Annotated in this window: 18 protein-coding genes; 10 read left to right on the top strand and 8 right to left on the bottom strand. The window is 34.4% G+C overall.

Translation table 11 applies throughout. The features are described from left to right. Positions 1–80: 80 nt before the first annotated feature. The 3 genes from M0051_RS17230 to M0051_RS17220 all read right to left on the bottom strand — a co-directional run bounded on the left by M0051_RS17230 (position 81) and on the right by M0051_RS17220 (position 2,804). On the bottom strand, positions 81–758 hold the full coding sequence (locus M0051_RS17230) for a YggS family pyridoxal phosphate-dependent enzyme (protein WP_306742782.1): 678 nt from the start codon (positions 756–758) through the stop codon (positions 81–83). Positions 759–830: 72 nt separating this feature from the next. After that, positions 831–1,529 carry a response regulator transcription factor gene (locus M0051_RS17225; RefSeq protein WP_306742781.1) on the bottom strand — a complete coding sequence of 233 codons (699 nt, stop codon included), beginning with the start codon at positions 1,527–1,529 and terminating at the stop codon, positions 831–833. Positions 1,530–1,535: 6 nt separating this feature from the next. After that, positions 1,536–2,804, bottom strand: coding sequence for a sensor histidine kinase KdpD (locus M0051_RS17220; protein ID WP_306742780.1), 1,269 nt, complete (start codon positions 2,802–2,804; stop codon positions 1,536–1,538). A gap of 180 nt (positions 2,805–2,984) precedes the next feature. Between M0051_RS17220 and M0051_RS17215 the strand changes: the two genes are divergently transcribed. Both M0051_RS17215 and M0051_RS17210 read left to right on the top strand, forming a co-directional pair. Next, positions 2,985–3,362 carry a hypothetical protein gene (locus M0051_RS17215; RefSeq protein ID WP_306742778.1) on the top strand — a complete coding sequence of 126 codons (378 nt, stop codon included), beginning with the start codon at positions 2,985–2,987 and terminating at the stop codon, positions 3,360–3,362. A gap of 120 nt (positions 3,363–3,482) precedes the next feature. Next, positions 3,483–4,058: a hypothetical protein gene (locus M0051_RS17210; RefSeq protein WP_306742776.1), complete on the top strand. Its 576-nt coding sequence runs from the start codon at positions 3,483–3,485 to the stop codon at positions 4,056–4,058. Here the strand turns inward: M0051_RS17210 and M0051_RS17205 are convergent. After that, positions 4,047–6,065, bottom strand: a complete 2,019-nt coding sequence (locus M0051_RS17205) for a monovalent cation:proton antiporter family protein (RefSeq protein ID WP_306742775.1) — start codon at positions 6,063–6,065, stop codon at positions 4,047–4,049. The genes M0051_RS17210 and M0051_RS17205 overlap by 12 nt on opposite strands. A gap of 291 nt (positions 6,066–6,356) precedes the next feature. Between M0051_RS17205 and M0051_RS17200 the strand changes: the two genes are divergently transcribed. Together M0051_RS17200 and M0051_RS17195 are read left to right on the top strand one after the other, a co-directional pair. Beyond that, positions 6,357–7,322 (top strand): hypothetical protein, encoded by a 966-nt coding sequence (locus M0051_RS17200; RefSeq protein ID WP_306742774.1) that lies wholly within the window; start codon positions 6,357–6,359, stop codon positions 7,320–7,322. A 114-nt stretch (positions 7,323–7,436) separates the two neighbouring features. Continuing rightward, complete coding sequence (locus tag M0051_RS17195) at positions 7,437–7,700, top strand: 4a-hydroxytetrahydrobiopterin dehydratase (protein WP_306742773.1); 264 nt, start codon at positions 7,437–7,439, stop codon at positions 7,698–7,700. Between the two features lie 2 nt (positions 7,701–7,702). Here the strand turns inward: M0051_RS17195 and M0051_RS17190 are convergent, their stop codons facing one another. Beyond that, a complete protein-coding gene (locus M0051_RS17190) occupies positions 7,703–8,542 on the bottom strand; it encodes a prephenate dehydratase (RefSeq protein ID WP_306742772.1) in 840 nt (279 codons plus the stop codon). Positions 8,543–9,000: 458 nt separating this feature from the next. On the opposite strand from M0051_RS17190, the gene M0051_RS17185 reads away from it, so the two are divergent. From M0051_RS17185 to M0051_RS17165, 5 genes are all read left to right on the top strand, one after another. Continuing rightward, positions 9,001–11,352 (top strand): TolC family protein, encoded by a 2,352-nt coding sequence (locus M0051_RS17185; RefSeq protein WP_306742771.1) that lies wholly within the window; start codon positions 9,001–9,003, stop codon positions 11,350–11,352. A gap of 12 nt (positions 11,353–11,364) precedes the next feature. Further along, entirely contained in the window at positions 11,365–12,450 is a 1,086-nt protein-coding gene (locus M0051_RS17180; protein WP_306742770.1) for an efflux RND transporter periplasmic adaptor subunit, read from the top strand. A gap of 24 nt (positions 12,451–12,474) precedes the next feature. Continuing rightward, positions 12,475–15,588 (top strand): efflux RND transporter permease subunit, encoded by a 3,114-nt coding sequence (locus M0051_RS17175; RefSeq protein WP_306742769.1) that lies wholly within the window; start codon positions 12,475–12,477, stop codon positions 15,586–15,588. A 381-nt stretch (positions 15,589–15,969) separates the two neighbouring features. Beyond that, positions 15,970–16,446, top strand: coding sequence for a TlpA family protein disulfide reductase (locus M0051_RS17170; protein WP_306742767.1), 477 nt, complete (start codon positions 15,970–15,972; stop codon positions 16,444–16,446). A 31-nt stretch (positions 16,447–16,477) separates the two neighbouring features. After that, on the top strand, positions 16,478–17,077 hold the full coding sequence (locus M0051_RS17165) for a thioredoxin family protein (RefSeq protein WP_306742766.1): 600 nt from the start codon (positions 16,478–16,480) through the stop codon (positions 17,075–17,077). A gap of 93 nt (positions 17,078–17,170) precedes the next feature. On the opposite strand, the gene M0051_RS17160 is transcribed toward M0051_RS17165, so the two are convergent. The 3 genes from M0051_RS17160 to M0051_RS17150 all read right to left on the bottom strand — a co-directional run bounded on the left by M0051_RS17160 (position 17,171) and on the right by M0051_RS17150 (position 19,894). Next, on the bottom strand, positions 17,171–18,118 hold the full coding sequence (locus M0051_RS17160; RefSeq protein ID WP_306742765.1) for an NAD(P)-dependent alcohol dehydrogenase: 948 nt from the start codon (positions 18,116–18,118) through the stop codon (positions 17,171–17,173). A 153-nt stretch (positions 18,119–18,271) separates the two neighbouring features. Next, the gene (locus M0051_RS17155; RefSeq protein ID WP_306742764.1) at positions 18,272–18,985 is read right to left on the bottom strand and encodes an SIMPL domain-containing protein; all 714 of its coding nucleotides are present in this window, start codon (positions 18,983–18,985) and stop codon (positions 18,272–18,274) included. 339 nt (positions 18,986–19,324) lie between these two features. After that, entirely contained in the window at positions 19,325–19,894 is a 570-nt protein-coding gene (locus M0051_RS17150; RefSeq protein WP_306742763.1) for a nitroreductase family protein, read from the bottom strand. Positions 19,895–20,190: 296 nt separating this feature from the next. Between M0051_RS17150 and M0051_RS17145 the strand changes: the two genes are divergently transcribed. Continuing rightward, complete coding sequence (locus tag M0051_RS17145; RefSeq protein WP_306742762.1) at positions 20,191–21,459, top strand: metallophosphoesterase; 1,269 nt, start codon at positions 20,191–20,193, stop codon at positions 21,457–21,459. Positions 21,460–21,471: the final 12 nt, after the last annotated feature.

Here is a 21,471-nt window from a genome sequence, read left to right as displayed (position 1 = left end):
GAATTTCAATCGTTAACGAACAAATATAATCATTTAAATAAATAATTTCGATTCATCAACGAAGGACTTTGTGGCAAATGTTATTTATTTGAATAATCTCTAGCTCCAAAAATAGTGCTTCCAACACGAATCATTGTGCTTCCCTCTTCAATAGCCAGTTTATAATCTCCGGACATTCCCATGGAAATTTCTTTAAAACTCTCCTCTGCAGAAAAGAACTTCGATTTAAGTTCGCTGTAAATAGATTTCAAGTTGCTAAATTCCGAACGAACCTGATTTTCATCATCAGTGTAGGTAGCCATTCCCATAACACCTACAATGCGCACATTTTGCATATTCTGATATTCTTCCGAATTAATAATTTGCCTTGCATCGCTCAAATCCAACCCAAATTTTGTATCCTCATCGGCTATATGAAACTGCAATAAACAATCAATCACACGATTGTTTTTTAAGGCTTGTTTGTTAATCTCTTTCAACAACTTTAAACTGTCTACTGCATGAATTAAGCTAACAAATGGAGCAATATATTTAACCTTATTGGTTTGCAAATGACCAATCATGTGCCAAATTATATCTTTTGGCAATTCGTTAAATTTTCTGGTTAACTCTTGAGGTTTATTTTCTCCGAAAATTCTATAACCACCATTGTAAGCTTCCATTATTGCTTCATTGGGCTTTGTTTTAGAAACCGCTACTAAGGTTACATTCTCCGGTATTGATTTTTTAATTTCTTCTATTTTTTCAGGTATGCTCATACCAATACTAGTTTTGAATTTTAAAACTCAAAATTACAACTTTTCAGATTTAAGTCTGCCCTAGAAGTTAAATTAATTATCATCAGATAGGATAAATCCCACGCCATGAACATTTTCGATTTTCACCTGTGGATCTGGTTTAAGATGCTTTCTCAGTTTCGTAATAAACACATCCAAACTTCTTCCCATGAAGTAATCATTTTCTCCCCAAACCTTTACAAGGATATCCTCACGTCGAACAACATTATTTTTTGATTGAAGCAACATGTACAGAACCTCTCCTTCTTTTTGCGTTATTCGAGATTCATGCTCATCAATTCTTAGAGTAAGATTTACATGATTGTACTCAAACTTACCAAGTTTAAAAGATAATTCAGAGATATCCTGAACTGAAGCTGTTCTTTTTAATATTGCATTGATTCTTCTAATCAATTCATCCTCATCAAATGGTTTGGTTATGTAATCATCTCCTCCTAAATCAAATCCTTTCAATTTATCTTCCTTTAAAGATTTTGCCGTGAGAAAAATAATAGGAATGTCCTTATCTTTTTTTCTAATCATCTTGCCTAATGAAAACCCATCCATTTTAGGCAGCATAACATCCAAAAGGCAAATGTTATATTTTGATTTGGAAAACTTTTCATAGCCTTCTTCCCCATCTCGAGCCAAGCTAACGGTGAAACCTTCCATTTCAAGAAAAGCGTTTAAGACCTCCCCAAGATTAGGATCATCTTCAACCAGTAATATATTTTTTGTTGTAAGTGTAGACATAAATTTTTAAGATTGTGGTATTGAAACAGTAAAGGTACTACCATAATTTTTCTTACTCCAAACATTTATCGAACCTTTATGAGCATCAATTATCATTCGAGAATATGACAAGCCAATTCCAAAGCCTTTAACATCATGACGGTCACCCGTTGGAGCTCGATAATATCTATCGAATACATGTTTTTGTTCCTCTTTACTCATTCCGACTCCTTTATCGGATACCAAAACAAGTAAACTTCCATTATTGTTTTTGGTTTCTAATTTCAATTCAGGTTTACCTGAAGAATACTTGATAGCATTATCTAAAAGGTTTAAAAACACATTTTGAATTAACTCCCTATCTGCTATAATTAAATCATTTACAGCAGATTTGTTTATAATTAATTCTCCCTTTCGTTCTGATAATCTAACCGATATAGAATCGACACATTCTTTTAGTAGTTCATGTACATTAAATTGATTTGAATTTAAATGTAACTCACCTCTATCAATACATGACAATTTTAAAAGCTGATCGACTTGCTTCTTGAGCCTATCATTTTCAGAAGTAATCATATTGGCATAATGAATTACCTGATTTGGTTGAGAATGGACCTTCTCACGCCCAAGCATTTTTCCAGCCAAGGCAATGGTTGCCATAGGTGTTTTAAATTCGTGAGCAATATTATTTATAAGGTCTGTTGTTCTGCCTAAAATTTTCTTGTCTTTAAGAAATGAGAAAACCGTCAATCCAAAAAATACAAATAGTATTAATATCAGAATTACTGATAATACAAACATGCTGCCCATACTATCCATTAAACTCTGCTCTCTTTTATTAAAGTAAACATTCAGAACCGCCTTATCATGGCTTAATGCCTTACGCAAACTATAGTAGAAACACTTACTTCTTGGCTGCTCATCAGCGGAAGTTAATACCTCAATGGTGTATGCTGATTGAATTTGGTAATTTTGAAATTGTTGCTTAATGATCGAATCCAATCGTTCTACTTCGCTTTCTAATTTTGCACTATCATTGGCATCAAATCTCGATTTACTCATACAAGCACTCATAGCTTCACATCTCTCTCGGTCCTTCATAAACTCGTCAACTGATTCATGCAAAGCCATACCTACCCTATGGTTAAATTGTTCTTCGTTCAAATCGCGAGCTCTACCTATCCACCTTATTTGTATCAAGAGAAGCGTAATGAGAACTACTACTGATATTCCGAGAAATATCTGAATTCTATAATTACCTAACCTGTTTATTAATTTTTGAACTTTTTTTATCATTTAACACCTTCTGTATTCCTTTAATAATGGGTCTATTAATCAATTCAAAGGTAGTTTAATTTTTAAAAAATTAAATTTCTTTAACAATTCATTAACAGCAGACAAAAAGATCTTTTACGTTCTTTATAATACAATTCAATAAAATCAAAACGGATTAATTAACATTTTAAATTTAAAACAATGAAAAAATTATTATTGAGCCTATTATTTGTTTTCGCAATTAGCGCGGTAAGTATCGCAGTTCAACCAATTAGCATTTCTACTGATAACGAAGTTGTACTTACTCAAGATGTAGATCAGGATCAGGAACAAGATAAAAAGAAAGTAAAGAAAGAAGCTAAAGCTGATAAAAAAGCTTGCTGTTCAAAGAAAAAAGACTGTTCTAAAAAAGAATGCTCTAAGAAGAAAGCATGTTGCAAAGACAAAAAAGAGTGTTCTAAAAAAGAAGCTAGTGCAAAAAAATGTGACTCAAAATGTAAAAAATCATGTACTAAAGAAGCAAACGCAAATAAAAAATGCGATGCTAATTGTAAAAAAGAGTGTTGTAAAAAGTCATAATTAATTATTTAGTAACAGATAAACCCTTCGAAAAACCGAAGGGTTTTTTATGCATTTTGGTACAATTTATGTTGCATGTTTAACGTTAAAATATAAAATCAATTAAACAATAAAACGTTCATGAAAACATCAATAATTTTAACCTTAAGCATACTATTCTCATTTTTTGCCCAATCGCAAAATGTAGAACGCTACATGCAATATCATGACAAAGGTAGAATGCTCATCCTGGAAGGCAAGTATGATAAGGCAATCCCCTACCTCGACACTGCCATTAATATTATGCCTTATTATCCTACTATTTTTCAAGATAGAGGATATGCATACATGCAATTAAAAAACTATAAAAAAGCAGTATTGGATTTCGATCATGTATTGGCTAAAAAACCATATATGAACCAAGTGAAACTGCAAAGAGGAATGGCTTACTACCATCTGAACCGATTAATTGAATCAGAACAAGACCTAATTGCTGTTATCAACTCCAACCCTTCCAAAAGCAGAGAGGCAATTATTTATCTCGAAAATATCCAAAAAGAAAAGGAACGGGCTTATATTCATAACCAGCAACAATTAGATTACTTACGATTACAAGTTGAAAATGAAAGACTTCAAAGAGCACGACATCGAGAGGAAGTAATCTGGAATACTGTAGTTCCTTTGGCCTTTTGGACAACTGTATTTTTAACCTGGTAAATCTGTATCTGGTTGTATTGGCTTCCGTTTAAAAGAAATCTTTTTCCCTGCAAATCTTATTTTCTTAAAATCTGGCATTTCTGCATTCTCCAACTTAAGTCTCAATTTATCAATACTATCAATTGAGCCAACTACTGTCAAAACATCTCCTAAACGTAACCTTGTGAATCCTGTAGAAATTAGAGTATTCTGATTTCTTTTGGTAGCCAATATAATCAAATCCGTTGGAATTTGCAGATCGCGAATTGCAATTCCATGTAATTCTGGATTTTGCATTTCTATGTCAACAGTATCCTGATTTTCTTCCATACCAAGCAATAATGAGGTAGCAATTGGTGAACGAACCAAATGATCCATAAGGCTCACCATCACAGTAGATGGTTCAACAATCAGAGCTCCTAATTCATGAAATTTCTTGATAAAACTTCTCTCATGAACTCTAACCACAATATCTCTGGTGCCAAAGTGCTCATAAGCCAATTCACAAACTGTTAAATTGTCATTATCTTTATTTAAAAGAACCAAAGCATCTGCCTTATGTGCTTTAATCTTCTTCAATTCTCTCAAATTATATTCAGGAACGTGCACTACATTTACTCCTTGATATTCTAATTTTGCCTTAGCTTCATTTCGAGTTATCAATTTTACTTTCCAATCATTATCAGCTAACTGTCGTGCCAATGCCAGCGATTGACCTTCCAATCCAAAAATAAGTGCTTTTTGTACTTTATTTTCATGCTGTAGTTCTCTTTGTTTATGACTTTCACCAACCAAAAGAATAGACCATTTAAATAATGGAGGTCCAAATATCTCGTTTAATACAATTACAGCTAAAAGGATTGTAGCAAACTCTGGTCCCCAAGTTGGATATTTTGCCGACACTACTGAAACTAAACCAATGGCAACCCCAGCCTGAGTTACAAATGGCATCCAGGAAATTCTATTGTAACGCACAGGATCACCACCCAAAGTACCACCTATAAATGCTCCAATCGCCATACTGATTAACCGGACAACAAAAAATATCAAGGCAATGGACCACACATCATGTAAAATATCAATTTTTACTGATGCCCCGGTTAATGTATAGAACAATACATAAATAGATGGAACAACCAATTCGATGATACGATTAAACTCTCTTCGGTTTTTACCAAAATTAACGACAACAAAACTTCCAAGAATACAGATCAGTAGTGGTTCAATATATAATTCGAATCCAAACCATTCTAAACTTTGATGGTGAACCAAACTTGCGAAAAGATACACACTGTATCCGGTAAGCACAATAACAAAAGCCTTAAGCTGCGTGTATATGCGAATGGCTAATATTAGATTTAATAAATTTCCTAATACAAAACCCAAAAATACAGATAAACACAACTCGCCAAACAAAATGATCACTAACCAAAAATCGAATGGTATTTTTGATATCAATGCGTTTGCAACAGCAAAACAAATGGTAAAAAGAACAATTACTAATACATCCTTAATAACTGTTACACCAATTGCCATTTGTGTAAAAGGGCCTTTTGCACGCATTTCATTAATTACAGCAATGGCCGAAACTGGTGATCTAGTAACGAATACAGTCCCAATTAGCAAGGCAACTGCCAACTTATATTCAAATGACATTTCCGATAAGAATTGAATTCTCTCAGAAACTAACAGAACAAAAGAGACACTAATCCCAAAAGTAAATACGAGTTGTCCAAAGGTCATCCATTTAATACTTCTCATTCTTCCTTTTAACTCTTTCAGAAATAATTCGGCTCCTGCGGCAAAAGCAATGAACGCCAATGATATTTCATTTATGAACCCCAGTTTCTCAATTGAAGTTTTAGGCAAAAGATTCAATACATAAGGGCCAGATAACATTCCTATAAATAAAAGACCAGTAATTATGGGTAACTTAATTTTTGGGAAATACAGTGATATTCTATTTGCTCCAACTGCAATAATCAGAAAACCAATTAAGAACATTAATATTTCAAGATACTCATTCATTCAATTCAATTTTAATGTTTGCCCAAAATGATTGATTATAAATCATATCATAGCAATTTGTATAGGTATTAATATTTAAGATACAGAATTCTCTTATTAGTTCCAATTCGATCAAACATGGTTAAATGATTGTAAAGTCTGCACAAATACGAACACTTACTGTACGAAATGTAACATCATCCCCACTTCCATCCACACCTCAAGAAGTCATTATAGCTTGACTTACTGATCATTAACCAAAGTGGTACAAATACTGATGCTATTCTATCGAACCTATTAACCAAACTTAAAATGAAGATCAAAAGAATTTTAACCATTGGAGTCATTTTTTTGATGATTTTCGTTGTGAATACAAAAGCAAATAATCAAAATTATTCTCCTGAAATTATCAAAGCAGTTCTTGATGAAACCCAAGAACTTTGCTCAAAAGATAATGGATTGCTATGGGGACATAGCCTGGATGTTCCAATTCTCTTTATTGATGAAGAGAATGAACTAGTGTACTCGAATAAGAATAGCTCAAAATTAAATCTGGAAGAAAAAAATAGCATTTACATAGGAAAACTTCCTGATTTTGTAAAAGTGAAAAAAGGTCCACAAAAGATAGACAAACGCAATTGGGCTGTTATTCCTCTTCCTTTGCCTGAAAGCAAAGTTGAACAACAGTGTATCATCTTACATGAAGCCTTCCATTGTTTACAACCACAAATAGACCTAAAACCTTTGCCATATAACAACAGTCATATGGAAGAAATGGAAGCAAGAGTATGGTTAAAACTTGAATGGAAGGCTCTAGATTATGCATTGCATAGCGAAGGAGAAGATCGAAAGCAGGCTATCATCGATGCTATTTGCTTTAGAAAATATCGCAGGGCTTTATATTCTGATTGTGATGGATGTGAGAACAGATTTGAAATTCACGAAGGTATGGCTGAATATACCGCTCAAAAAATCTGCCGATCGAAACCAGAGTTTAAATCATTCTTACAGTCGAAACTTGAATGCTTATGGGAAAATAAATCGTATGTTGATTGCTTTGCTTATTTCACCGGGCCTGTTTATGCCTATTTATTGGATGAAACCGAAATTAATTGGAGAAACCAATTAGGTTCCAAAGATGATATTTCAATACTTGTACAAACAGCTTACAACATTTCTTTACCATTTGATGTTTACATGGAAGCTGAAGAAAGATCTGTTTTGTATAGTGGAGCAAAAATTATGGGAGAAGAACTGGATAGAGAAATTGCTCTGTAAGCCTTTTTTGCTCATCTGAAATTAATTAGTTAAATAAAGGATTGCTTACTGCAATCCTTTTTATTTACATTACGATTTTCTTTCCTTAACTTTATATATCAAAAGCAGAAAATCATGAATATTTTATTGGACCAAGGTTGGAGTGAAATAGATAGTAAGTTGATTAAAAATTACGTATTATCTAATTTTACCCATGCCATTAAATTTATCAATCTTATTGCCGAAGATGCGGAAAAAGTTGATCATCACCCTGACATTAAATTGTATAAATACAAAAATGTCAGAGTAACATTAACAACTCATTCTAAGCGAAGGATTACAGAAAAAGACATTTTGCTTGCCAAGCAGATTGATAAGATATTTGATTCAATTAATTGATTTTAGCGAATCTCAATACCCTTATTGTAAGTCCCTAAAATTTGCATACCCCTTACCTTCTGTGAAATCATATTCATGGCATTTTTAAATTGCATAGGAGCTTTAAATTCTAAATCAACATGAAAGAAATACTGCCAATTCTCTCCAGGAATTGGATGAGATTGGATTTTAGAAAGGTTAATACCCTCTTGAGCAATACAATCTAAAATATACGACAAACTACCAGGCTCATGACTCGTACTAAAGTATAACGAAGCCTTTGTAAATCCTCCATTAACACCAACATCATTTTGTCGTTTTAGCAAGAAAAATCGAGTTTGGTTATTCTTGATACTTTCAATTTCCTCTTCCAAGATCTCTAAATCGTAAAGCTTAGCAGGTAAATCACCAGCAATTGCACCTACCCCATGTAGTTCTTTATCACGAATATTTTTAGCACTTAATGCTGTATCTTCCATCTCTACCAATCTGATGTGTGGATATTGACGAAAAAATGCTCTACACTGATTGATAGCCATTGGATGAGAATGAACCTCTTTTAAATCCTCAATTTTCTGTCCCGGCAATGCCATCAAGTTTTGCTTAACTCGTAAAAAGATCTCTCCCTCCACAACAAGACCTGAATCTTGTAACAATCCATAATTTTGCAAAATACTTCCAGCTATTGAATTCTCAATGGCCATTATTCCTGCATCGCAAACACTTTCATCATTAACAAGGTCAACAAGCTTGGCAAAATTTTCAGCTGGAATAATTTCTACATCCTCACCATAATATGCATTTGCCGCAATGTGATGGAAACAACCTTCCACTCCTTGAATAACAATTCTTCTCTTGTCCATTTTATTTTGGTTTTATTAGATATTTTTCAAAAAAAAAGTCCTGAATAATCAGGACTCTCTTTTAATGCATTTGTAATTTAAACCATAAGAATCCTGTCCTTCTCGTCTCCAAAAAAGAAAAAGCTAAAAAAGAAGCTAAAGGAAAATATGGTTCTCATTATATCGTAAAAAAAAGAGCCTTTCAAAAAAGGCTCAGTTAATATTTTATATCACACAAAACCTCTTCAGCACTATATGCTAAAAAAGAAAAAAAATCGGTTTGTGTGAACTCTATTCATAGTTTGTAAATCATTTGTACAGTTCAAAGGTAAAAAAATAATTTAAAAAATAATGGTTTTACATTAAATCAATTCAATTTCAACAACATAATTTAATGCAACAATAAGAGAAACAACTAAGTTTTCTCGATGTTTTTTAATATCTTTTAATCTGATTTTTATTATTTAAGAGAAAACCACATGAAACAACTCATCCTGCTATCATTTATTTTATTGAATGCATCGTGGATAAATGCTCAAAATACCAAGGAATACTCGGTTGCCATTTTGGGTGATGATTATATTCACGAAACAGACTCCATCTTAAATCGGTTGAAAGCTGAAATTAAATCTGTTGTATCTCAGGAAGCTACAATTGTATTTAAGGAGAAATATTTTTTAATGAACCAACTAAGCCAGGAAAAGGCAAAAGAAAACTATCAAACTGTAGTAAACTCCGATGATGTTGATTTGATATTATCCTTTGGTTCCCTTAACAATTTTGTGATTGCTCAAAACAAAACATTTCCGAAACCAGTTATTTTATTTGGTGTTATTAATGATGATTTTATAGAGTTTCCTGAAGGACAAAACACTTCTCAGGTTAAGAATTTGACCTATATTTTAACTCCAAAATCTTACAAAGAAGATTTATCCGAATTCAAAGAAATGTATCCCTACAAGAAAGTTGGGATTATTTTAGATGAGTATTTAACCGAAATCTACCCTGTAAAAGAAACATTAGACAAAATTCTTGGCGAGATCAAATCGGAGTACAAACTTATCTCAATATCATCTGCTGATGAGTTAGACAGCCAGCTTGAAGATATTGATGCTGTATATATTTCCGGAGGCCTATATTTCTCTAAGGAGGAAAGACAAAGAATGATTGATATGATTAACAATCGAAACTTGCCATCCTTCACTTCATTAGATGAAGAATTTTCTTCACTAGGAGTACTCCTTAATACACAACCTATAAATGAGTTAGATCAATTTTTTAGGAGAATTGCTCTAAACATTGAAGCTGCAGTATTGGGAAGTGATTTATCGGATTTACCGATTTACCTGGATGTTGAAACCAAACTTCTTTTAAACATCGAAACATCTTTTAAAATTAATTTTCCACTGAAATACAGTTTTTTAATTAAAACAAATATTATTGGAAATGCCAATAAGCTCTCTTACAAAAAGAAGTATTACCTAGATGATTTTGTTTATCAGCTTCTTGAAAAGAATTTAAGTTTAAAGGCTAGTAAGTTTGATATCAATTTGGCTAAACAAGAGATAAAATTGGCAAACAGTCAATATCTGCCAAACCTTACAACATCGGTAACTGGTTCGCACATTGATCCTGATTTAGCCAAGGTTTCAAACGGATCGAATCCCGAGTTTACCACAAGTGGTAATGTTAATATTGAACAACTGCTATTTTCGGAACAAGCCAGCGGAAATATCAAAATTCAGAAAACACTAGCAGCTGCCAGCCAGGAGAACTATAACGCCGTAGAAAAGGATGCAATATTAGATGCTGGTATTACTTTTTACAATGCATTAATTGCAAAGGCCAATTACCTAATTAATGATGAAAACCTAAGGGTAACCAGAAAGAATTTTGAAATTGCAAAACAAAATTACTCGGCTGGACAAACCGGAAAAGGTGATGTTCTGCGTTGGAAAAGTGAATTGGCACTCGCAACTCAAAATATCGTTAATGCTTACACCAACTTTATTCAAGCAATGCATGCCATCAATCAACTTCTAAATAATCCCATCAACTACAAAATTGACATCAAACACTCTTTGGTAGATGAGAATACAGAAGATCAATTTAATTACAAGGGTTTAATCGCACTGATTGATGACCCAATTTTAAGAAGTAAACTTTTAAAATATTTGGAGACAGTTGCTATTGAAAATGCTCATGAACTGAAATCTTTACAGTTTAATATTGAAGCATCAGAGAGAAGTGCAAAACTATATCAAAGAAGTAAATTCATTCCAAGCATTGCCTTGCAAGGAGGATACAATTATACTTTTTCAAGAGATGGAAAAGGAAGTAGATATCCAACAGGTATTGTGGGAGCTCCCGATGGATATTATAATGTTGGTGTACAATTAAGCCTGCCTATTTTTAATCAAAATCAAAGAAGTTTAAACAGACAAAAGTTTTTAATTCAACAGCAACAATTAAATATTCAGAAAGAAAATACAGAAACACTTATTAAGAAAAATGTAAATGATATTGTGTATACCATATTGAATTTATATACCAATATCGAATTATCAAAACTTACCACTAAAACAGCAAAAGAGAGTTTGGAACTTATGCAAATTTCTTACTCCAATGGAGCTATCGGAATTACAAGTTTAATTGATGCCCAACAAGCATACTTTCAAGCACAACAGCAACAAGCAAGTGCGGGTTACAACTTTTATTTAAGTCTGTTACAAATGGAAAGAATACTATCCTATTATTTTTTCCTAAATCCAGATGAAGAAAATCAAACCTTCATTCAAAATCTTCAAACCTATCTTTTAACCAATAATTAAACCAGCACAATTATGAAACCATTATACATTCTAGCGTTAGGCTTATTCTTATTTACATTTGGATCTTGTGGCAATAGCAACAAAAAGCAAAAACAAGAACGATATCGCCCAGTAAAATATCAAGAAGTTAGTTATTCAGGAATTGGACAAGTACGATCATTCAATGGAACTGCAAGATCTGATAAAGAAATCAATTTAAGTTTTAGAACATCTGGCATTTTAACGGTTTTAAACATTGCCAATGGTCAATTGGTAAAAAAAGATGATTTATTGGCAAGAATCGATAATTCAGAAGCTCAATTATCTTTGGAACAAGCAATATCAGCACTAAGTAGTTCTAAAGCTAATCTGAATACAGCAACCTCAACATTGGATAGAACAAGAACCTTGTTTGAGAAAGGAAGTGCTTCATTAAGTGATTATGAAAATGCAAAATCCTCTTACGCTTCGGCTAAAGCAAACTATGAATCCTCAAAACGAAGTGTAGAAATTCAGCAGAAACAAGTTGGTTATGGAATTATCTACTCTCCTTCAAATGGGGTTATTGCTGCTAAAAATGTAGAGAACAATGAGAATGTAAGTGCAGGACAAATTATTGCAGTTTTGAACGCTGGTAGTTTTATGGAGGTAAGTCTTGGTTTGCCTGAAAACGTAATCAACAGTGTACAAAAGGGCATGAAAGTATCAGCAACATTTCCTGCTCTACAAGGTAAAGAATATCAAGGTGTAGTAAATGAGGTATCTCCATCCATTAGCGAGGGATCAGCTACCTATCCGGTAAGAATAAAATTATTAGGCGAAACTTCTAAAGTAAAGTCAGGAATGGCAGCACATATCAAATTTAAATTTGCAGAAACAAATAATGGTGAAAGCTTAATTGTTCCGATTTCGGCAGTGGGTGAAGACAGCAAAGGCAACTTTGTTTTCGTTATAGAGAAAGAAAGCGAGAGTGTTGGAGTTATTAAAAAACAACATTTTAAAGTAGGCGTACTTTCACCCGTTGGATTTGAAGTAGAGAGTGGGTTAAAAGCAGGTCAGATTGTTGCTACTGCTGGTTTACAAACACTTCTTGACGGACAGAAAGTTAGTTTAAAATAGTATTCACCTCCAAACAAAGCAATTATGAATCTTACAAAATTTGCTATTGAAAAAAGCCGAATAACCTTTACTCTGCTTGCCGTGGTGGTGATTTTGGGCTTGGCCTTATACGAAACTTTACCAAGAGATAGTATGCCTCCATACACAGTTAGAGTGGCAACTGTTGTTTCTTCATTTCCTGGAGCTGGACCAGAAAGGGTTGAACTCTTGGTTACCGACAAAATAGAAAAGAAAGCGCAAGAAATCCCTGAAGTGAAAGAGATAAAAAGTACATCCAGAACTGGATTATCTGTAGTAACAGTAAGTCTTAAAGATGAAGTTGCTCCCGAAGAACTTCAGGCAATTTGGGATAAGCTTAGAAGAAAAATAAATAGTCTTAAAGAATTACCTCAGAATGTAAATCCAAGCCTTAATGATGATGACGTTGGAGTGGTGTATGGTATTATGGTAGGTTTAATAAGTGATGGGTACTCCTATGTAGAAATGAAAGAGGCAGCCGATGATCTAAAAGATGTCTTAATTAAGCTTGAAGACGCAGCCAAAGTTGAACTGGGAGGTGTACAAGATGAAAGAGTTTTTATTGAGTTTGACGAATCACAATTGAAAGAATATGGATTAAGCTCTTCTAAACTTCAAAGTATTATTGCATCTACCAATATTTTGGATTCTGGAGGAGAAATTAACCTTGAATCGGAAAGAATAGTACTTGAACCAACAGGTAACTATGAATCTTTGGAAAGTATTGAAAACACACTTATACCAATAGGTGATGGAAGTCAAGTGGTACAATTAAGAGACATTACCAGCATTCGTAAAGCATATGTTGAGCCTGCCAGTACCATTGTTCATGTAAATGGCAAACCAGCAATTTCACTTTCCATCTCTTTAATGGATGGTGCTAATATTATTAAGTTGGGTGAAGACGTAGATAAGGTTTTAGCCGATTGGAATGAACGATTACCAATTGGTTTAAATGTTCAACGTTTAACTTCTTTAGATCACTATGTGGATAAAAGTATCAATAATTTTATTGGCAATTTGGTTCAATCTATCGTAATTGTACTGATAGTAATGCTAATCTTCCTGGGATTGAGAACAGGTTTGATTATTTCCAGCTTGATTCCTATTGTAACCATCATGACACTAATGTTAATGGGACTTATAAACATGGGATTGAACCAGGTTACATTAGCTGCCTTAATCATGGCACTGGGAATGATGGTTGATAACGCCATTGTTGTATCAGAATCGATAATGGTTAAAATGGAGAAAGGAATGACTGTGAAGGATGCTGCAGTTTCATCTTGCTCCGAGTTAATTATTCCTTTGTTAATTTCAACCTTAACCACCTCTGTTGCCTTCCTATCATTCTATTTGGCAGAATCAACCATGGGCGATATTATGGGACCAATTTTCGTGGTTATCACATTGGCCTTAATATCTTCCTGGATCGTATCTCTTACCATTATTACCATGTTGTGTTTCTACTTCTTAAAAGTAAAACCAAAAGAAGAAGCTAAACCAAACTTCATGGATCGAATTTTCGATACATTAAAAGTATATTACAAATCCATCATTTTATCAGCTTTAAATCGCAAAGGCATTGTAATTGGCGGAATTGTTTTGCTATTCTTCCTATCCTTGAAAGGATTTAGTTTGGTGCCATTTATTTTCTTCCCTGATAGTGATAGAAATATGATTACCGTTGACATTAACCTGCCACTGGGAACCAAAATTGAACAAACCGAAAAGGTGGTAAAAGCAATCGAAAAACACATTGCAGATGAATTACAAGTAAATGATGAGAGAGAAAAGGGAATCATAGACTGGTCATCCTTTATTGGACAAGGACCGGAATCATATGACTTGGGATATTCTCAGGATGAAGCAAACTCAAGCTATGCTCACATCCTTGTAAATACCAGCTCCTTTGAAGAAAATGCAGAAATGATTCGTCGATTAGATGAATTCAGTTTTAAACATTTTCCAAATGCCGATGTGAAAGTCTCAGCTTTGGGTTCAGGAGGTGGTGGTACACCTATTGAGATAAAAGTAAAAGGAAACAACCCAGATATATTGGCTGACCTTTCGGAAAAGATCAAATCAAAATTATCACAAATACAAGGAACCAAAAACGTTAAGGATGACTGGGGCCCAAAAACCAAAAAATTTGTGATCAATATCGATCAGAACAATGCACAAATTGCAGGCATTACCAATCAGGACATCGCTACTTCGTTAAAAACTGTATTGGATGGTTTTCAAACTGGTGAATATCGCGAGGATGATAAAAATATTCCGATACTATTAAGAGGGTTCTCAAGTCAAAATCAAAGCTATGAGAAGATAGAAACCATGAATGTTTTCTCGCAAAGTTCAGGAAGAAGTGTTCCTCTTTCTCAGGTAGCCAGCATTATTCCACAATGGCAATATGCAAAAATTAAACGCCTCGATTTGATTCGAAGCATTAATGTTTCGAGCGAAATCACAGAAGACGGAAATGCATCTGAAATTATGAATGAGGTACTACCGTGGTTGGATGAAGATATAAAAACCTGGCCAATGGGTTACGATTACGAACTTGGTGGTGATAGTAAAAACACTGCTGAAAATATGGGGGCTGTAATTGCATATCTGCCATTATCAGCATTTCTAATTCTGTTATTACTGGTTATTCAATTCAATTCATTTAGAAAAACAGCAATGGTGGTAAGTACCATTCCATTGGGAGTTATTGGAGTAGTAATAGGTTTAATTGCACTTCGCTCCTATTTTGGTTTTATGGCCTTCCTGGGTGTAATATCACTTGCTGGAATTGTGATTAATAATGCCATTGTTCTAATTGACAGAATAGAAATTGAGCTCGCCGAATTGAAACGAACGCCACAAGATGCCGTAATTGCAGCCTGCCTGCAAAGATTCAGACCGATTTTGTTGACCACATTTACAACTTCCCTGGGATTAATTCCATTGTATCTGGGAGGAGGATTAATGTGGGAACCAATGGCAGCTTCAATTATGATAGGATTACTTTTTGGTACAGTAATTACCTTGATTTTTATGCCTGCACTATATAGTGTATTCTATAAAGTGAATTATAAAGATTATCAATTTAACGAGTCACTGCTACAAGACTAAAACAAATGGTGCTGTATGATTTATAATGAGTAACTCTAAAGAAGTGACTAAAGTACTTAGAATACTTGGAGTACTTAAAGTATTAGTACGATAATGTTTTTTTAATCAGTTTATTCAATACAAGTTTAAATGAGTGAATGTAATGTTTATACCATACATTTTAATTTTAAGTACTTAAGGCACTTTAAGTATTTTAAGTACTATTTAGTAACTCACCCACCAAAAATCATATAGGACCAAACAAATAAAACTCAAGCAAGCCTGTCAATTTTCATTGACAGGCTTTTTTGTACATATTAACAAATCAATAACAAGCCAGATTATTCTGTTTCAATGATTAATGGTATATTTAATACTTACAAGTCTTATTTATGCTATATCATGAAGATTCTATTCTCGATTGCCTTACTATTTGCAATCAATACAACAGTTCAATCTCAGGACTTTGAAACCTTAAATTTTAAGGAACTAAAACCTATATTCCACCTTCAGAATGATACCACATATGTTATCAATTTCTGGGCCATGTGGTGCAAACCCTGTGTTGAGGAACTCCCGGAATTTGAACACATCCGAAAATCATATGAAAATACAAAAGTAAAGGTCTTATTGGTAAGCCTGGACTTTGGATCCAAAGTAGAGGAACGCCTTAGCAGATTTCTTATGAAGAAAAATATAAATGCTGAAGTTGTAATTCTAGATGATCCGGATGCAAACTCCTGGATTGGTAAAGTGGATGACGAATGGGATGGTGCATTGCCAGCAACAGTGGTATATAAAAAGGACAAAAGAAAATTCTTTGCCAGGAAAGTAACTTATTCTGAACTAGCAGAGACAATTGATAATTTGAATAGATAGAAGTACTAGTATTAACCAATTTATTTAGATGATGAAAAAAATATTATTCCTAAGTTTCCTGCTACTATCAGCGGTAGCAATTCATGCTCAAGGTTATAAGGTAGGCGATTCAGCTACAGATTTCAAGCTGAAAAATATTGATGGCAAACACATCTCATTGGCCGATTATAAAGATGCAAAAGGATTTGTGGTGATCTTTACCTGTAACCATTGCCCATATGCCGTGGCTTATGAAGACAGAATCATTGATATCGATAAAAAATACAAGAAGAAAGGTTTTCCTGTAATTGCTATTAATCCGAACGATCCTGCGGTGGTTCCTGGCGATTCTTTTGAAGGAATGCAAAAAAGAGCAAAAGAAAAAGGTTTTACTTTCCCTTATCTTTTTGATGCAAAGCAAGAAGTGTACAAGAATTTTGGGGCTACCAAAACGCCACATGTTTACATTTTAAGCAAAAATGGTAAAAATCTTAAAGTAGAATATATTGGTACTATCGACAACAATTATAAAGATGCCTCGAAAGTAAGTACCAAATATGTTGAGGATGCCATTAATTCTCTTTTAATGAATAAAAAACCAGCAGTAACTTATACAAAAGCCATTGGTTGCTCAATTAAAACAAAAGGATAGATTTTAATTATGAATTATAAGTGATAAATTATAAATGAACACAGCTAATTAACTGAGTTAATTAGCTGTTTCTATTAATTCATAATTGAAAAATTATTCTGTAATTTTTAACGACAACTTTCCTACAACTCTTCCCGTTTCGCTGTATTGATGTGCTTCTGCAATATCATCCAATTCGTATGACTTGTCGATGTGCGTTTTAAGTAATCCAGCATCAACAAAGTCGGCCAACAACTCAAGATCTTTTTTACTTTCCTGTACAAAGATCTTTTTCATTTTCTTAGAGCTTACCAAATTGTGGATTGATCCCAAGAGAAGTATATTGAAAGAAGGTAAAGTAGTTACATAAACTCCACCTCGCTGCAACAAGTGTTTCACTTTTGAATATTCCAGATTACCAACCACATCAAAGAAGATATCGTACTCTTCCTGAAGTTCCAATAAATTTTCATTTTGGTAATCGATCACTCGATCAGCTCCCAGTTCTTTTGCAAATTCAACATTTCGTGTACTGCAAACGCCTGTTGCTTTACATTTAAATGCCTTGGCCAATTGTAAAGCAAACGAACCAACGCCGCCTGAACAACCATTGATCAACACACTCATTCCTGTTTTTATTCCCCCCATATTGCGCAAAGCCTGCAAAGCAGTTAATCCAGCCAAAGGAATAGTAGCTGCCTCTTCAAAACTCATGGTCTGAGGCTTTAGAGCCAAATGATCGGGAGTTGTAGCCACATATTCAGCATATGCTCCATTCTTGATAATATCCACCTTGCCAAACACCTCATCACCAGCACGGTAAAACTGCACCTTATTCCCTACCTCCAATATACGACCAGCGATATCTCCACCTAAAATACAAGGCAATTTCTTTCGCATAAATAGTTTTAGCAAACCTTTTCTAATCTTCCAGTCCACTGGATTAACAGAGGAGGCATACACCTCCACCAATACTTGATTATCTTTTATCTTCGGTCGATCCAAGTTGGTAATTTCCAACACATCAGGAGAACCATATTTTCTCATTACAATAGCTTTCATCGTTGTTTTCTTTTCGGTTAAGGTCTTATGCCAAATTAACTAAAGGTTGATCTTTAATAAATTTGGCATTAATTGTCCTGAGTACAAAACTCACTAATCAATTTACGACAAGTTTAGCTCAATTTCAAGCCATTAGATGGTAGCCTCTTCTGACTACCTATCAGCCAAAAGGAAAGTAATCTCAACATGATCAGTCAATACTATTGGATCTGGATTGGTGAATGATTGTGCCCCCGAATATCCAGCCTTACTCACTCTCATTTCGGCCATATGTAGCTTTGGTCCGTATATGGTTTTAACTGTTCCATAGTTAATATTCTGAATGCTTTTAAGCTGAACCTCTGCCGACTCTGCCAATACCTTTGCTTTGGTTTTTGCATCTGTAACAGCCATAGCAATTAATTTGGCCTCGGTAGATTTAATCAATTCAGGACTCAAACCATAGTTGGCATTATAATTCAGTTCAACATCTGATGATTTTAACACTTCAAGACAAGAGTGAATTAATTTTGGTTTAGCTTCCAACTTTAGCTTGATACTGTAATTGGCACGGTAACCATCAGGAATTTGTCGGCCCGATGAATAGGTTTTCTCTTCATTAATTCGCTGGCCAACATCAAATATTTTCAAACTCTCAATCTTTGCCAATTTCAAAGATTTCTTTAATCGATCAACATCAGAAAAATTTTTGTCCAAACAAGCTTCATATTCGTCTGCCTTAGTGCTCAAATTTACCGATATCTCAACAATATCAGGCTCTTGAAATATTTTACTCTCTCCTCTTACATCTAGAGTAGGATAAGTATTTTGAGCATTTACACTTATGCTAGTTATAACGATCGCTACTAATAGAATTAACTTCTTCATAATTTTTAATTTATTGATTTTTTACCTCTTATATTCTCTAAAGAAAAAATTCACACCCAATTAAAAGACAGTTTGGTCTTTTTTAACTACCTTGCGTCCACTAAATTCAAAACACGTTTGATTTAGGAACGATTACTTGCAATAATACCGATTATTAATTCGTATAAGTCATTTGTCCGAATAACTCCAAATGTCTAACCAATTATATATCGGCATTTCTATTTAATATTTCACAGTTTCGCTAAAAGCTCACTTTGAAATTTAAATGGTCTAAGTTATCAATGTAAATTATCAACAAAAAAGGCTCTCTTCACGGGAGCCTTTTTAGCATGCATAATTTTATCTCATTTTATCCCAATCGCCATCAAACAACAATTGGGCCAAGTTTTTTCTTTCGCGCTTAGGCGATTCCATTTCTCGCATACTTTCGGGCAACTGTTCCGCATCTCCCAGGTAGCCAAGAGCAATCATGGTAACCGGCTCAAAATCTTCCGGGATATCAAAAACCTCACGAGCCTTTTCGGTCGAGAAACCAGCCATTTGATGCATGTACAAATTCATGCTCATGGCTTGCATGGACATGTTTCCAATGGCCAATCCCAAATCATGACGTGCATGGGCATTGGGATTTTGATTGCGTGCAAATTTTTTGGATACCACGGTTAAAATAATCATCGGAGCCGTTTTTACCCACATCTGATTAAACTCCCCCAAACAAGAAAACAACTGTTCATATCGTTCAGGATAGTCCTTGGTAGCATATACAAATCGCCAAGGTTGTTCGTTAAAACATGAAGCAGCAAAAGAGGCCGCCTCAAACAATTTTTCAATCTTGTCCTCCTCTATATCCTGATCGGCGAAAGCTCTCGGACTCCATCTTTTATCTATTAATTCGTGTATCTGTGCCATATAAATTGGTTTAAAGTTTTTCACAAGCCTCAAAAATCAAATCCCAAGCTCCAAATAATAATGTGGGGTTTGGGGTTTGGATTTTGAAGCTTGAATCTGAATATAACTCTTTTTTAACAATTATTAAGGACTTGGTAGTATTAAATTCTATATATTTGGAGCTGATTTTAATATCATTACATCAATTGTAGAGATATTGTTCCGATATGAATTGTATCTAATTTTTAAAACAATTCGTAAGCAATGAATGTTTAAAAAGATATCGGATTTAATCATTTAGAATCTTTGAAATAAGAATGAGAGCGAGCGTTTATTTACTGATACCTCTGTTACTATTTATGCTTTTGGTAGACATTTACACCTACCGTGGCATTAAACCTCTGATTGCAAGAATTAACAATTCTATTGCACGACACACATTAACGTATTTATTCTGGAGCATTTCAGTTTTTATTTTTGCTGCTTTTACCACATTCATGTTTGGTATTAAGCACGTGCAAAAAGCCGATGCCTACATCTATTCTGGCTATTTGGTGGCCGGATTTGCGTTATTTTATTTTCCAAAGTTTGTATTCATATTTTTCGTCTTAATAAAGGACATACAAGGGGCGATTAGGAGAACCATAGCATGGTTCAGAGAGAGAAGGAATAGAAGTGTACCACAATTTAATTCGAAGAGAAAAATGGAGAGATCCGAGTTTTTGTACCAAATGGGATTGGTATTGGCAGCCATTCCGTTTGCATCTATCCTTTACGGAGTAACCAAAGGAAAATTCAACTACCGAGTAATGCGCGAGAGCATTCGTTTCAGCAATCTTCCGAAAGCATTTAAGGGATTAAAAATTGTTCAGATATCGGATATGCACCTGGGAAGTTTCAACAAAAACTTCGAGAAGGTAGAAAAAGCCGTAGAACTGATTAATGAGCAAGAACCAGATTTGATTGTTTTTACTGGCGATTTGGTAAACAACTTTGCCGAAGAGACCGATGGTTGGGCTCCTGTTCTGGCTAAAATGAAAGCTAAAATTGGCAAATACTCCATACTGGGCAACCACGATTATGGCGATTACTCCTATTGGCGATCGGAAGAAGACAAGGCCAAAAACCTTGCTGCAATTAAATATTTCCACAAGCAAATGGGATTTCGATTGTTATTGAACGAAACCGAAACCATTAATGTGAAAGGAGAAGAAATTGCTTTGGTAGGGGTTGAAAATTGGGGCAAACCTCCATTCCCTCAGCATGGCGATTTAAACAAAGCTACCCAAGGCACCGAACATCTTCCATTTAAAATATTGTTGAGCCACGATCCTTCGCACTGGGACGAGGAGGTGATTAAAAACTCGAATATCGACCTTACTTTTGCAGGACACACCCACGGCATGCAATTTGGAATTGAGCGTGCAGGCATAAAATGGAGTCCGGTGCAATACAAGTACCCTCGCTGGGGAGGATTGTATCGCGAAGGCGATCAGTACCTGTATGTGAATCGCGGGTTTGGATTCATTGGTTTCCCTGGTAGAATTGGTATGCCACCCGAAATTACCGTAGTGGAATTGGCATAAAACAAAAGCTCC

Source organism: Marinifilum sp. D714 (assembly GCF_030851345.1).
Classification (GTDB): Bacteria; Bacteroidota; Bacteroidia; order Bacteroidales; family Marinifilaceae; genus Marinifilum.
The sequence above is the reverse complement of the archived record's forward strand: the minus strand, read 5'-3'. Positions and strand labels throughout refer to the sequence as shown.